The 13,932-nt window shown below is 69.8% G+C and carries 16 protein-coding genes; all 16 read left to right on the plus strand.

Annotated features, from left to right (window positions below):
* The 16 genes from D9V41_RS05140 (at window position 1) to D9V41_RS05215 (ending at window position 13,877) form a co-directional block, all read left to right on the plus strand.
* Complete coding sequence (locus D9V41_RS05140; protein ID WP_121793471.1) at window positions 1-396, plus strand: flagellar basal body rod protein FlgC; 396 nt, start codon at window positions 1-3, stop codon at window positions 394-396.
* Complete coding sequence (gene fliE, locus D9V41_RS05145; protein WP_121793472.1) at window positions 393-683, plus strand: flagellar hook-basal body complex protein FliE; 291 nt, start codon at window positions 393-395, stop codon at window positions 681-683. The genes D9V41_RS05140 and fliE overlap by 4 nt, the downstream gene beginning before the upstream one ends.
* Window positions 680-2,266, plus strand: a complete 1,587-nt coding sequence (gene fliF, locus D9V41_RS05150) for a flagellar basal-body MS-ring/collar protein FliF (protein WP_121793473.1) — start codon at window positions 680-682, stop codon at window positions 2,264-2,266. Before fliE ends, fliF begins: the two co-directional genes overlap by 4 nt.
* Window positions 2,263-3,273 (plus strand): flagellar motor switch protein FliG, encoded by a 1,011-nt coding sequence (gene fliG / locus D9V41_RS05155; protein ID WP_166375927.1) that lies wholly within the window; start codon window positions 2,263-2,265, stop codon window positions 3,271-3,273. Before fliF ends, fliG begins: the two co-directional genes overlap by 4 nt.
* Complete coding sequence (locus tag D9V41_RS05160) at window positions 3,257-3,937, plus strand: FliH/SctL family protein (protein WP_121793475.1); 681 nt, start codon at window positions 3,257-3,259, stop codon at window positions 3,935-3,937. Before fliG ends, D9V41_RS05160 begins: the two co-directional genes overlap by 17 nt.
* The gene (locus tag D9V41_RS05165) at window positions 3,934-5,250 is read left to right on the plus strand and encodes a FliI/YscN family ATPase (RefSeq protein ID WP_121793476.1); all 1,317 of its coding nucleotides are present in this window, start codon (window positions 3,934-3,936) and stop codon (window positions 5,248-5,250) included. Before D9V41_RS05160 ends, D9V41_RS05165 begins: the two co-directional genes overlap by 4 nt.
* Window positions 5,247-5,675, plus strand: a complete 429-nt coding sequence (locus tag D9V41_RS05170; protein ID WP_166375928.1) for a flagellar FliJ family protein — start codon at window positions 5,247-5,249, stop codon at window positions 5,673-5,675. Before D9V41_RS05165 ends, D9V41_RS05170 begins: the two co-directional genes overlap by 4 nt.
* On the plus strand, window positions 5,672-6,595 hold the full coding sequence (locus D9V41_RS05175) for a transglycosylase SLT domain-containing protein (RefSeq protein ID WP_121793477.1): 924 nt from the start codon (window positions 5,672-5,674) through the stop codon (window positions 6,593-6,595). Before D9V41_RS05170 ends, D9V41_RS05175 begins: the two co-directional genes overlap by 4 nt.
* Window positions 6,592-7,764, plus strand: a complete 1,173-nt coding sequence (locus tag D9V41_RS05180) for a flagellar hook-length control protein FliK (protein WP_121793478.1) — start codon at window positions 6,592-6,594, stop codon at window positions 7,762-7,764. The genes D9V41_RS05175 and D9V41_RS05180 overlap by 4 nt, the downstream gene beginning before the upstream one ends.
* Window positions 7,765-7,773: 9 nt before the next feature.
* Window positions 7,774-8,211: a flagellar hook assembly protein FlgD gene (locus D9V41_RS05185; RefSeq protein ID WP_121793479.1), complete on the plus strand. Its 438-nt coding sequence runs from the start codon at window positions 7,774-7,776 to the stop codon at window positions 8,209-8,211.
* 24 nt (window positions 8,212-8,235) lie between these two features.
* Entirely contained in the window at window positions 8,236-9,090 is an 855-nt protein-coding gene (locus D9V41_RS05190) for a flagellar hook-basal body complex protein (RefSeq protein ID WP_121793480.1), read from the plus strand.
* A gap of 1,265 nt (window positions 9,091-10,355) precedes the next feature.
* On the plus strand, window positions 10,356-11,090 hold the full coding sequence (locus tag D9V41_RS05195; RefSeq protein WP_121793481.1) for a hypothetical protein: 735 nt from the start codon (window positions 10,356-10,358) through the stop codon (window positions 11,088-11,090).
* Between the two features lie 419 nt (window positions 11,091-11,509).
* A complete protein-coding gene (locus D9V41_RS05200; protein WP_121793482.1) occupies window positions 11,510-11,794 on the plus strand; it encodes a flagellar FlbD family protein in 285 nt (94 codons plus the stop codon).
* A 1-nt stretch (window position 11,795) separates the two neighbouring features.
* The gene (locus tag D9V41_RS05205) at window positions 11,796-12,554 is read left to right on the plus strand and encodes a motility protein A (RefSeq protein ID WP_121793483.1); all 759 of its coding nucleotides are present in this window, start codon (window positions 11,796-11,798) and stop codon (window positions 12,552-12,554) included.
* 1 nt (window position 12,555) lies between these two features.
* Window positions 12,556-13,449, plus strand: coding sequence for a flagellar motor protein MotB (locus D9V41_RS05210; protein WP_121793484.1), 894 nt, complete (start codon window positions 12,556-12,558; stop codon window positions 13,447-13,449).
* Window positions 13,446-13,877, plus strand: coding sequence for a flagellar basal body-associated FliL family protein (locus D9V41_RS05215; RefSeq protein WP_121793485.1), 432 nt, complete (start codon window positions 13,446-13,448; stop codon window positions 13,875-13,877). The genes D9V41_RS05210 and D9V41_RS05215 overlap by 4 nt, the downstream gene beginning before the upstream one ends.
* The last annotated feature ends 55 nt before the right edge of the window (window positions 13,878-13,932 follow it).

The following is a 13,932-nucleotide window of genomic DNA, read 5'->3' on the forward strand; positions in this document are numbered from 1 at the left end:
ATGTCGGCCTTCGATCTGCTGCGTATCGCCGGTTCGGGCCTGGGCATGCACCAGGCGTGGGTGGACGCGGTCGCCCACAACATCGCGAACGTCAACACCGTGCGCTCGACCGACCAGGAGGCCTTCCGCGCGCAGTACGTCATCGCCCGCTCGCAAGCCGGTGGCGGAGTGGAGGTCGGCGGCGTCGCGCTCGGCGACCCGACCGGCCGCGTCGTGCACGATCCTCAGCACCCGCTCGCCGACGCCGAGGGCTACGTGCGGCATCCCGAGGTCGACATGGCGAGCCAGATGGCGCAGCTGATCATGGCGCAGCGCGGTTACCAGGCGTCCGCCCAGGTGACCAAGAACGCGCAGGACATGTACACGAGTGCGCTGCAGATCGGACGTGGAGCATGACCGTCGGACCCGTCGAGGGGATCGGCGCCGGGCAGTGGCCCACTCCGACCGAGGCGCCGGCCCGCGCGTCGTTCGGGGACCTGGTACTGCAGGGCATCGAGCGCCTCGAGCAGACCCAGGACGCGGCCGCCGACCTGGCCGTGGACGCGGCGACCGGTGATCTGCAGAACCTGCACGATTACACGATCGCGGCCTCGGAGGCCGCCGTGACGACGCAGCTGACCGTGGCGGTCCGTAACCGAGCCGTCGAGGCGTTCACCGAGATCATGCGGATGCCGATCGGATGAAGCAGCAGCTGCAGCGCCAGTGGACGCGGACGAGCGAGATCGTGCGCGCCTGGACGACGGGGCAGAAGGTGGCGGCGGCGGTCGGTGCCGCCGCGCTGCTCGTCGGTGCCGTCCTGGTGGTGCGATGGATCGCCACGCCCGATTACGCGCCGCTGTACAGCGAACTCGGGTCGGCCGACGCGGCGCAGGTCATCGAGCAGCTCGACGCGTCCGGCGTGCCGTACCGACTGACCGACGCCGGGGGAACCATCCTGGTGCCCCGCAACCAGGTCTATGAGACCCGGATCGCGCTCAGCGGGCAGGGCCTGCCCAGCGGTGACAGTGCGAAGGGGTACTCACTGCTGGACGAGCAGGATCTCTCCACCTCGCAGTTCAAGGAGCAGACCGACTTCAAGCGGGCGATGGAGGGTGAGCTGGCGCGCACGATCGGTGCCATCAACGGCGTCGAGAACGCGGTCGTCCACCTCGCCATCCCACCGAAGCGGGTATTCGCCGAGGAGCAGGACCCGACGACCGCCTCGGTCCTGATCAAGACCCGTAGCGGTGCCACCCTCTCCGGCGAGCAGGTGCAGGCGGTCGTCAACCTCGTCGCGTCGAGCGTGGACGGTCTCACACCCGAGCAGGTCACGATCGCCGACGCGAGCGGCCAGGTGCTCTCCGTCGCCGGCTCGGGTGCCGGTGGCGGAGGCGACCGACACCAACAGGTCGAGCAGTTCCAGCAGCAGATGTCGAGCAAGCTCCAGGCGATGCTCGACCGTGTTCTGGGGCCGGGAAACTCCTCGGTTCAGGTGACCGCGGACCTGGACTTCGACGACACCACCACCGAGACCATCCGGTACTTCGACGAGCCGAACATCCCGCCGCTGTCGGAGAGCTCGACGACCGAGACCTACGAGGGGGACCCGCAGGCCCAGGGCGGCGCGACCGGTGTGGTCGGGCCCGACGGACAGATGGACGAAGCCGGTCAGGTGCCGGGGGAGATGTCGCGCTATGAGAAGGAGTCGACGACCGCGGACAACGCCGTCGGCCGCAGCGTCGAGACGCGGACCGCTGCCCCGGGTGGAGTGACCTCGCTGCACGTCGGCGTCGTGATGGATCAGCGCGCACCGTCGGCCGTCGGGGCCGAGGGCCGCATCACCGACCTCGTCACCGCCGCTCTCGGCATCGACGAGGCGCGCGGCGACACCGTCCAGGTCAGCGCGATGCCCTTCGACCGCACCCTGGAGGAGCAGGCTGCCAGCGAGTTGGAGGCGGCCGAGGCGGCGGAGCGCCGGGCGGAAATCCTCGGGTGGGTGCGCAACGGGATCATCGCGCTCGCGGTCGCACTGGTGGCGTGGCTGATCTGGCGTCGCCGTCGCCGCATGCACGAGGAGCGGATCGCCGCGACATCGGTCGTCGTCGAACAGCTGCGCCAGGACCAGCTCGCCCGGGAGTCCGAGGTGGAGCAGACCGTCGCGATGACCGCGCTCGAACAGGCAGACCGCGATCGCGAGCAGCAGACCCGCAACGAGATCGTCGACCTCGTGGAGAAGCAACCCGACGAGGTGGCCGCGCTGCTCCGCGGATGGCTGGTGGATCGATGAACGTCGTCTCGAGCCTCGGGGTGCGCAAGGCCGCGGTGCTCCTCGTTCAGCTCGGCCGGGACCGGGCGGCCCAAGTGCTCGCTCACCTGCCCGAAGCCGACGTCGAGGTGGTCTCCGCCGAGATCGCACGGCTGGAGAGCCTCGACCGCGACGAGGTGAACGAGGTGCTCAGCGAGTTCGCGGACATCGCCCGCGCCCAAGCGCATCTGGCGCGAGGCGGGCTGTCGGTGGCCGAGGACATCCTTCGCCAGTCGCTGGGCAACGAACGTGCCACCGCGATGATCGAACGCCTGACGGCCACCAACACGCCGGCACCGTTCGCCTTCCTCCAGCGCGCCGAACCCGCCCAGCTGCGGTCCTTCATCGCCGACGAACACCCGCAGACGATCGCGCTGATCCTCGCTCACATGCCGCCGGACCGGGCCTCGATGCTGCTGTCGGGTCTGGCGCCGGAGCAGCAGACCGAGATCGCGCACCGCATCGCGACGATGGAGCGCGCCCTCCCCGACCTCGTGCACGCCGTGGAGGCGACTCTGGAGCGGCGGCTCTCCTCGATGCTGCAGCCCGCCGACGTCTCGCAGGTCGGGGGCCTCGACCCGCTCGTCAGCATCATCAACCGTTCCGACCGCGCGACCGAGCGGCAGATCGTCGCCGGTCTCGAGGCGATCGATGCCGGTCTCGCCGACGAGTTGCGCAGCCGGATGTTCCTGTTCGAGGACGTCGTTCTGCTCGATGATCGATCGATGCAGCTCGTCCTGCGCCAGGTCGCACTGCCCGACCTCGCGATGGCGCTCAAGGGCGTGGGCGAGGCGGTGCGCCGCAAGATCCTCGACAACCTCTCGAGCCGCGCGGCGGAGAACCTCGCCGAGGAGGTCGAGCTGCTCGGTCCGGTGCGGCTCACGCAGGTGGAGGAGGCCCAGCAGGCCATCATCCGGTCGATCCGGCGCCTGGAGGAATCCGGCGAGATCGTGGTGCGGCGAGGAGGCGACGATGACTTCGTCGAGTGACGCCGAACCGCGTCCGATCGTCGTGCAGCAGCTCCGCACCGGCGCCTGGACCCGGTTGGGCGACGACAACGTCCTCGGCGATCTGGTCACCGAGAACCTGCTCGGCGGGCTGGCCGAACGCACCCGGGCCGCGGCGCGCGCGCAGGGTTACGCGCACGGCTGGAGTGCGGGTCGCCGCGAGGCGCTGCAGCAGGAAGGCGAGGCAGCGCGTCGGCGTGCGGCTGCGGCTCAGCAGGAGTGGGACGAGCGGGAACGCGCCCGCGCCGCCGAGCACGAAGCCGCGATGGCCACCCTGACCGCCGCACTCGCGGAGGCGACGGAACGCGTCACCGAGCTCTGCGCGCACGTCGAGCAGCGCGCCGTCTCCCTGGCGTACGAGCTGGTCGAGCACGTGCTGGATCGCGAACTGGCGGTCGCTCCGCCGCAGGACGTCGTGCGGCGCGCGATGCGACTGCTGCCACCTGACGGCGCGGTCGCCGTGCGCCTGCACCCGGCGACCGCCGCCTCGGAGGCGGTTCGCGAGCTGCGCCACGCCGAAGTGGCGGTCCGCGAGGACGCCACGCTGGCCGTTCACGACGTCGTCGTCGAGCTGGCCGACGGCTCGGTGATCGACGGGCGCCTCACTGCGGCGCTGCATCGGCTCGGGGAGGTGTGGAGAGGATGACGTCGGTCCTCGATCAGCCCCCGCTCGGCGACCGAGCATTCGCCGCGCTCCGGCCCGTGCGACGGGGAACGGTCGAGCGGGTCCTCGGGCTGTCGGTCCGGGTACGAGGGGTGTCCGCGGCGGTCGGCGACGTGGTCAGGGTCGATCCGGACGCGGGCCCGGGCACGCCACTCGAGGTGGTCGCGGTCGACCGCGCTGGTGTCACGTGCGTCCCGCTCGGCGCGACGACCGGCCTTCGCCCCGGGCAGCTCGTGGCGGCGACCGGGAGATCTCTGCAGGTACCGACCGGCGAAGCACTCCTCGGGCGGGTGCTCGACGGGCTCGGTCGACCGGTGGACGGCGGCGCGCCGCTCGACGACTGCGTCTGGGTCGACGTCGACCTCCCTGCACCGGCACCACTGTCACGTCAGCGCATCGACCGGCAGATGGGGCTCGGTGTGCGCGCCATCGACACGCTGGTCCCGGCCGGACGGGGACAACGGCTCGGCATCATGGCCGGCTCCGGCGTCGGCAAGTCCACCGTGCTGTCGATGATGGCTCGCGGGACCGACGCCGACGTGTGCGTCCTGGCGCTCGTAGGCGAGCGCGGGCGCGAGGTCCGCGAGTTCATCGAGCGCGATCTGGGACCGGACGGGCTCGCCCGCTCGGTGGTGGTCGCGGCCACCTCTGACGCCTCGGCACCCGAGCGTCGTCGAGCCGCGTTCGTCGCCACGCGGATCGCCGAGGCGTTCCGCGACGAGGGGCGCGACGTCGTGCTCATGGTCGACAGTCTCACCCGAGTGGCGATGGCCCAGCGAGAGATCGGTCTCGCCGCCGGCGAACCGCCCGCGACCCGCGGCTACCCACCGAGCGTGTTCGGCCTGCTCCCCGGGCTGCTCGAGCGCGCAGGCGCCTCGGATCGAGGGACGATCACCGGCCTCTACACCGTGCTCATCGAGGGCGACGATCTGCAGGACCCGATCGGTGACGCGGCGCGGTCGATTCTCGACGGCCACATCGTCCTCTCGCGCGAGCTCGCCACCGCCGGCCATTTTCCGAGCATCGACGTCCTCGAGTCGATCTCGCGTGTCGCGCCCGCCATCACGTCGCCGGAGCAACGAGCCGACGCCGCGCGCCTGCGGTCCTGGCTGGCCGCGCACCGCCGGGTTCGCGAGCTCGTGGAGATCGGCGCGTACGTCACCGGCAGCGATCCCGATGCCGACGCCGCCATCGCCCGGATGCCGTCGATCGAGGCCTACCTGCGCCAGGACGTGGAGGAGACCGTCCCGCTCGACGAGGCGTGGGCCCGGCTGCGGGAGGTGATCGACTCGTGACCGGGGACGATCGGGGACTGCGGGCCGTGCTGCGGGTCCGCGACGTGCGCGAGCGTGACGGCCGGTTGGGCGTGCGCAGCGCGCTGACGGAGCAGGTCGAGGCGCGGCGACGTCGGGAACGCTTCGAGGCTTCGCAAAGCCTCGTTGCCGACGACTCCGGCGCGGGATTCGCCGCCGCGCTTCAGCTCGGCGCCCTCGTCGGCGAGCGCGTGGCGGAGGCGCGGGCCGATGAGAGCCGGGCGAGCACGGCCGTCGATCACGCGCGCGACCATCTCGTCGCGGCTCGTCGCCAGGTGCAGACGGTCGAGGCCTTGCTCGTCCGGCGAGCGGAACGGCGGCGCGAGGCGCTTCGCCGCCAGGAGCAGCGCGAACTCGATGATCTCGCGGCACAGCGCTGGATCCGCGGTCAGGAGGAGGGCCGATGAGTCTTGCCGCCGTCACCGCACGCATCGCCGAGATCCGCGGCGACCTCGCCGCGCTGTCGGGTCCGTCGGCCACCTCCGGGACGCAGTTCGCGCACGCGCTGGCGGCCGCCTCGGTGACCGCGACGGCACCGGCGCCGACGCCGCCCACCGGACCGACCGGGGAGGATGTCGTCGCGACCGCCAAGCAGTACCTCGGTGTCCCGTACGTGTGGGGTGGTACCGACCCCGACACCGGCCTGGACTGCTCAGGACTCGTCCAGCGGGTCTTCGCCGACCTGGGGATCGACCTGCCCCGGCTCGCCGGCGATCAGGTCCTCGCGGGTACGCCGGTCGCGAGTCTCGCGGACGCGCGCCCGGGTGACCTCCTCGGCTTCGGCGGCCACCCCATGAAGCACGTGGGTATCTATCTGGGCAACGGGCAGATGATCGAGGCACCGCGGCCGGGTCTCGCGGTGCGCATCGGGCCGGTCTACGAGACGCCGACGGCGATCGGGCGCATCATCGACGCTCCCGCCGTCAACCCGATGTCCGCGAGGTCGGTGGACGGCGCCACGCCCTACGCGGCGCTCTTCCAGGAGGCCGGAAACCGCTACGGCGTCGAACCTCGGCTGCTGGCGGCCGTGGCCCGGGCCGAGTCCGCCTTCGATCCGCGAGCGGTGAGCCACGCGGGGGCCCAGGGGCTCATGCAACTCATGCCCGCCACGGCTCGCGGCCTCGGGGTGAGCGATCCCTTCGACCCGGCCCAAGCCGTCGACGGTGCTGCGCGGCTCCTGCGCGACCTGCAGCGTCAGTTCGGCACCACCGAGCTCGCCCTCGCCGCCTACAACGCCGGTCCCGGAGCGGTGCAGCGATACGGAGGCGTGCCGCCCTATCGCGAGACCCAGAACTACGTCGCCACGATCATGCGGGAGCTGCGATGAAGGTGGTATCGACGACGTCCGTCGCCATGCCGGGAACCGAGGCGGGAGCGGCCGAGCCCGCGGGTGACGGATTCGCGGCGTTGCTCGCCGCCGTCCTCGCACCGGCGGCGCCTCCGCCGGCGGTCCGGCTCGTCGCGGCGCCGCCCGTCGGTGACCGGCCCGCCACCGCCGCGGACGAGGCGTCCCCCGACCCGGCTCAGGGCCCCGTCCTCGGTGTCGATCCCACCGATGCCGCAGCGATGCCAGGGGCCGCGGAATCGACCGCGGCACCACCGGCAGAGGGCCCTGCGACGCTCGTCGCGCCGCCGGTCGTCGGGGAGGGCGAAACGGCACCAGCCGTCGGCGCGCCGAAAAGCCCGGTCGCCGAGGGCGTTCCCGCGCTCTCGTCGCCGGCGGTCCCGGCGATGCCGACCGAGGCCGGCACCGTATCGCTCGAGGCCGTCGTGGCCGACGCGCCGCCGAATCTCGGCCCGCCGTCACCCGCCGGAGGTGAGCCCGGGCCGATCGCGCTCAGCAGCCACGAGGCGACCGCACCCGTCTCACCCGCCATCGAGGTCGAGGCGCCGAGCGGCGACGCGAAGACCGTCGTCGAGGCGGCGGTTCCCGATCCCCGGGCGGCCGAAGCGCTGCCGCCCGACCTGCGGCCGATCGGATCGCGGGACGCCGGTCCAGGTGCGCCACCGTCGCTCGCAGCGCTCCTGACACCCACGCCTGCCGCCGGCGTCGATGCCCCGGCACCGAACCGCACCTCCTCGCCGGTTCCGCCCGCTCCGATCGAGCAGGTGCATCCGGCGATCGCCCGATTGGCGACGAGCGGAGGCGACGGCGTCCACCGGCTCACCGTCCGTCTCCATCCCGAGGAGCTGGGGCCGGTGCAGATCACCGTCACCGTCCGTGACGGCTCCGTGCACGTCAGCCTCACGGCCCTCGACGACGCCCAGGCGCTGCTGCAGTCGGGCACGCCCGAGTTGCGGCGGATGCTCGAAGACGCCGGGCTCGCGAACGTCGGCGTCGATGTGCGCGATGGGTCCGGCGAGGGCGGCCAGCACCATGACGACGAGGCCCCCGCACCCGGCGGCCCACGCGGCGGAGCCGACGGCGGCCTCGACGCCGGCGATCCGCGCCCGCAACGATCCGCCGATCCCGGCGCCGTCGACCTGAGGTTGTAGGAGGAAGCGATGTCCATCCCCATCCCCGAGAGCACCGCGTTCGCTGCGACGGCGACATCGTCGACCGCCGCGGCGCCGGAACCGGCGACCGACAAGCAGATGTTCTTGGAGCTCCTGGTCGCTCAGCTGCGCTATCAGGACCCGCTGAATCCCACGGACTCTGCGGATTTCCTCGCGCAGACCGCCCAGTTCTCGACGCTCGAGTCGATTCAGCAGCTCACGTCGTACACGGGTGAACTGCTGGCCTCGCAGCTGGCTTTCGGGGCCAGCGCACTCGTGGGACGGAAGGTCAGTTACGCCGACTCCGACGGCGAGACCGTCTCCGGCACCGTCGAGCAGGTCACCTTCGGCAGTACCGGTCCGCGCTTGACCGTCGACGGCGTCGAGGTCTCCATCAACGACCTCATCAGCGTCTCGAACGACACCACCACACCCACCGGCGCCTGAGCGCCACCACCGAAAGGAACGAGCATGCTCCGCTCTCTGTTCGCCGGCATCAGTGGCCTGCGCACCAACCAGACCACGATCGACGTCACCGGCAACAACATCGCGAACGCGAATACCGCCGGCTTCAAGTCCAGCTCCACCGTCTTCACCGACACCTTGAGTCAGATGCTCACGGCCGCCGGGGGAGCGAACCAGGCGCGCGGCGGCACCAACCCCATCCAGATCGGCCTCGGTGTCCAGCTCGCGGGCACGTCGACCAATTTCACCCAGGGTGCCGCGCAGCCGACCGGCCGTCCCACCGACATGATGATCTCCGGTGACGGCATGTTCGTCGTGCGTAACGACAACGAGATGCTCTACACGCGCTCGGGGTCGTTCTACTTCGATGAGCCCGGTTTCCTCGTCGGGCCGAGCGGCATGCGGGTGCAGGGGTACGCCCTGGACGCGGCCGGCAACCCGGTCGGCGGACTGCAGGACGTCAACCAGGGCACCGCGACGCTCAACCCGCCGCTGCCGGCGGGTGTCACCCTGGTGTCGGTCTCGATCGGTAGCGACGGCACCGTGCGCGGCGTCTTCTCCGACGACGTGCAGCGCGACATGATGCGCATCGCGATCGCCGACTTCGCCAATCCGCAGGGGCTGGAGAAGGCCGGCGACTCCGCATACCGGGTCACCGCGAACTCCGGCGAGGCGGAGTTGGGGACGGCGGGCGTGGACGGACGTGGCGTGCTGATGACCGGCGCATTGGAGATGTCGAACGTCGACCTGTCGGCCGAGTTCACCAACCTCATCATCGCTCAGCGCGGCTTCCAGGCCAGCTCGCGCGTCATCACGACGTCCGATCAGGTGCTCGAAGAACTCGTCAACATCAAACGCTGACGCACCTGGCCAGGTGGTCGAGTAGCCCGAAGCTCTGCGGAGGGCGATGGAGCGAGACCGCGTGGTCTCTGTTCGCGCGGTAGGTGGTCGAGTAGGAGGTCGCTCAGCGACCGACATGGAGCCATCGCAGTAGGGGCGTAGCCGCGATGGAGCGAGATCAGGCGGCGTGAGGTGGTCTCGATTCGCGGCCACCGATGCGCGCGGGTCCCAGGCTGCGACCGTGTGGTTACCGCAGCTGGAATATGCAAGCCATACCGCTCATCAGGCGTCGGATCAGTGCGGGAGCGAGGTTCGTCGTTCACTTCCCGGCAAGCCCATCCGATACATCACGGTCCGGCGCAAGTCGCCGCTAGTGTCCGATGTGAGGGCGCGGGAGCCCAACTGAGTCACCTCGGGCAGGCGAACTCCGGCCACCGTCCGAGCGACTTTAGGCAATAGTTCCGCTGGCGGTAGTATTTGCGAAAGGAGGTGCGGAGCGTGGAGATCGAAGTCAAGGAAGCGGCGCGTCGCCTTGGGCTTAGCGAATCTCGAATTCGACAACTGCTGCGGGTCGACTCCTTACGCGGGCGGCGCGTGGGCAACACCTGGGTGGTTCTCGCAGATGACGTTGCCCGCCTGGAAACCAACCGACGCCGCGCGGGACGGCCGCTAGCCGCAAGCCGTGCGTGGGCCGCGCTCGATCTTCTCGACTCAGGCGGCGGCGCGACCTGGCTGTCGAGCTCCGCCAGGTCACAGGTTCGAAGTTACCTCGACCGTCTAGACGAGCCAGGCCCGGAGGTGTGGCTTTCCTTGCTTCGTAGCCGTAGCCATGTCGTTGGCACGCTCGCGCACCCCGCGGCGTTGAAGCGACTTGCCGACGTCGGCAGCGCTCGTCGGGCTGGCGCCTCCGTAGCAGTAGAACGCGGTTTCGATCTCGTCACCTTCGGGGGCGGCCTTTCGGAGTTCTATGTCGAAGACTCCGTGTGGCCGCAGGTTGCTCGAACCCTCGCAATTCGGAAGAGTCCGAACCCGAATCTCGTCATCCGGATTCCGAAAGACGTATGGCCTTTCGGAAACATGAATGCCGTGTCTGACGCGGTGCTAGCCGCGGACCTCTTGGAGTCTGCTGAACCACGGGCAGTCGTCGCCGGGACACAACGGCTCAACGAGCTGCTCAGTCGGTGGCAACGGACCCGCCGCGCTCAACAAGCTGGTCGACGCGGGTCACGAGTCGCCGATCAGCACGCATCCGGGGCGGACGCTGGCACCCACCGAGGGCAACAGCAGTGAGCGTGACGATTGAGCTTCCCCCGCTTGCTTCTCCCATCGACCAACTCTGGCACGTGCTGCTCGACCTGGGCGAGTTTCTGGACGTGCCATGGACGCTTGTCGGCGGCCAGATGGTGCTCCTTCACGTCCTTGAGCACGGGCAGACGCCTCCCCAGGTCAGCCAAGATGGCGACGTCATAGCAGATATCCGTGCCGCCCCCGATGCGCTCGCGCGGGTCGTCACAATGCTGGAGGGCTCGGGGTTCGACCTTGAGTCGATGAGCACCGAGGGGCTTGCCCACCGCTACGTCCGCCCAGCCGAGCCGCGCCCGGTCGTCGTCGACGTCCTCGCGCCAGAAGGTGTTGGTGCTCGCGCCGTCCTAGTCACGAGCCCGCCCGGGCGCACGGTCGAGGTGCCGGGCGGAACGCAGGCCTTGAACCGCACCGAACGTGTGACGATCGTTCACGAGGACCGTCACGGAACCTTGCCTCGACCCACGTTGTTGGCCGCCATCGTCGGAAAGGCCGCAGCAACAGCGCTCCCATCGGCAGAGCGCCACTACCGTGATCTCGCGCTGCTGTGCGCGCTTGTTGAAGACCCATTCGCCGTGGTAGATCAGCTAACGAAAAAGGATCGGCAGCGGGTCCGTCTCGCGAAAGATCTGCTTGACGAGACCCATCCCGCATGGGCGTTAGTTCCAGACCCAATTCGCGACCAGGGTCAGATCGCCTATGGCATCCTCCACGGTTGACGGATCGCAGCCGCCGACTGCGCTGGCGCCCGCGTGGCCAGATTCCGATTCGCTTTGAGGCATTGAGCCAGCGGGCGAAACGATTCGTATCAGCGATTCCGCGCCAAGCGCTGATGAGCCTCGTTGACGTAGGTCGACGCCAGCCCGAGCTCCGCGCAGGCAATAGCGAGACCACGTTGGCTGAGTGGTCTCGCTCCGTGGCGGCTACGCCCTCATTGCCACGGCTCCATGGCGGCTCGTTCCGGTTCCTGAGTAGCCGCGAGGAACGAGCGGCGTATCGAAGGGCGGTCGCTACTCGACGCCTACGGCGGGTTCGCCAGATCGGGGACTGAAGGGCTCAGGTCGGGGATCAAAGTGCCGATGGGATCGGTGACGGGGACCACGGACGGTCCCTCGAGCAATGCGCAAGGACGGTGCAGATGATCACGTTGACGCGGCTTTCGGGTTCGCAGTTCGTGCTGAACTCCGATCTCATCGAACGAGTCGAGAGTTCGCCCGATACCGTCATCTGCCTCGTCGACGGCAAGAAGTACGTCGTCGCCGAGAGTGTCGCGCAGGTCGTCGAGGCCGTCCGCGAACACCGGACCCGGCTCATCGTCGCGAGCGCCTCGCGCGCCGACGAAGGGCAGTCCCGCAGCACGCTGGCTACCGTCACCGACCTGGCCGCCGCCCTCCCGGGCCCCGAGGGGACGCGGAGGTCCTGACGTGGATCCCGCGACGTTGATCGGCATCGCCGCCGGTGCACTGATTCTCGTCATCGTCAACGCGCTGGAAGGCGGGAGCCTGTCCAGCCTCGTCCTGCTGCCGCCGATGCTGCTGGTCTTCGGTGTCACGATCGCCGTGACCATCGCCGGCGGCACCCTCGGCGATCTGCGACAGGTGCCGCGGTCGCTGCAACGTGCCTTCCGCGGACGCGCGCCGCAGACCGACGACGTCGTCCCCACGGTCGTCCAGCTGGCCGAACGCGCGCGGCGCGACGGACTGCTCGCGATCGAGGAGGACCTTGCCACGGTCGACGACCCGTTCCTCGTTAAGGGCCTACGGCTCGCGATCGACGGGACCGATCCCGAAGAGCTCCGCGAGCTCATGGAAGCCGAGATCGACGCGAAGCGCGTCCAGGACCGTCAGCGGGCCAAGTTCTTCGCCGACGCCGGCGGATACGCCCCCACGATCGGCATCATCGGAACGGTCATGAGCCTCGTCCACGTGCTGGAGAACCTCGCCGATCCCGAGAAGCTCGGACACTCCATCGCGGCCGCCTTCCTCGCGACCCTGTGGGGCGTGCTCTCGGCCAACATCATCTGGCTCCCGATCGCCGCGCGGCTGCGCCGGTTGAGCGAACTGGAAGGTGAACGGATGGAGGTCGTCGTCGAGGGGGTCGTCGCGATTCAGGCCGGATCGAACCCCCGGATCATCGCGCAACGGCTCAACACCTTGCTGCGAGTCGAGTCGGAGGCGGCGTGACATGGCCCGCCGACGCCGCCTCGACGAGGCCGAAGCAGAAGAGGGCAACGAGCGCTGGCTGGTCAGCTACTCGGATATGATCACCGTGCTCATGGCGCTGTTCATCGTGCTGTTCGCGATGAGCCAGATCGACGAGCAGAAGTATGCGGCGCTGCGTGACGGGCTTGCCGACAGCTTCGGCCAGACGTCAGCGGTGATGCAGGGGCGCTCGGCCGTCCACGAGGACACCGGTAGCACCAGCATCGCGGCGCCGCACCCGCTCGACGGGGCTGAGCAGATCAGCGACCCCCAACTGGAGAAGGCCGTGGAAGCGGCATTGCAGCAGCGGCGTTCCCGACTCGCCGCGGAGGCCGAGAACGAGGCGGACCGGCTCACCAGCATCGCCGAGGAGATCCGCCACGCCACCGAACGCGCGGGGGTCTCCGAGGACATCGAGATGACGATCGACCATCGCGGACTGGTGGTCAGCCTGGTCTCGCGGCACGTCGTGTTCGAGAACGATGTGGCGACGCTCAGCGATCGCGGCCGGCAGGTCGTCGACGCCGTCGCGCCGGTCCTGGCGCGCATCGAGGAGCCGCTCACGATCGACGGGCACACCAACCAGGTCCCGGTCTCACCGGCGTTCTACGCGACCGACTGGGACCTGTCGTCGGCGCGCGCAGTGACCGTCGTTCGGTACCTCGACGAACGGTGGAGCATCGCGCCGGACCGGCTGTCGGCCGGCGGCCATGGCAACACCAAGCCCTTGCGACCGGTGGACGAACCGGGATCGCAGGACATCAACAAGCGCGTCGACATCGTCGTGCTGTCCACGCAACCGCCCGAGGTGACCGCCCTGCTCCAGGAAGCAGCGCGCGACCGTCTCGGGCCCGATCAGGAGGTCGTCCAACCATGAGCGTGACCGCGATCCCCCCGCAGCCCGAGGCCGCCGCCGACACCGGCTCCTCGCGGCGTCGATGGGTCGTCCTCGCTGCCGTCCTGGCGATCGTGGCCGTGGCCGGGTACCTCTATCTGGACCGTTCGAACGCGCCGGAGGGCCCGGTCCCCGGCGAGGTCGTGACGCTCGAGCCGATCCAAGTCAATCTGGCCGCCGGACATTACCTCAAGCTCGGACTCGCCGTGCAGACCACCGAGGAAGCGACGGACCTGGAGGGCAGCAAGGCGCTCGATGCGGCGATCACGATGTTCAGCGGCCGCAGCGTCGCGGAGCTGACCGACGCCACGCAGCGCGAGGCGCTCAAGGAGCGTCTCGTGGACCGGCTCGCCGAGCTGTACGACGACCAGGTCATGGGCGTGTACTTCACGGAGTTCGTCATGCAGTGAGTAAGTCCGACGAACCGTTCTGCTCAGGTATCGCCCGCATCGGCCGATGCCTCGT

Origin of the sequence: Aeromicrobium phragmitis (assembly GCF_003674095.1) — a bacterium.
Classification (GTDB): Bacteria; Actinomycetota; Actinomycetes; order Propionibacteriales; family Nocardioidaceae; genus Aeromicrobium; species Aeromicrobium phragmitis.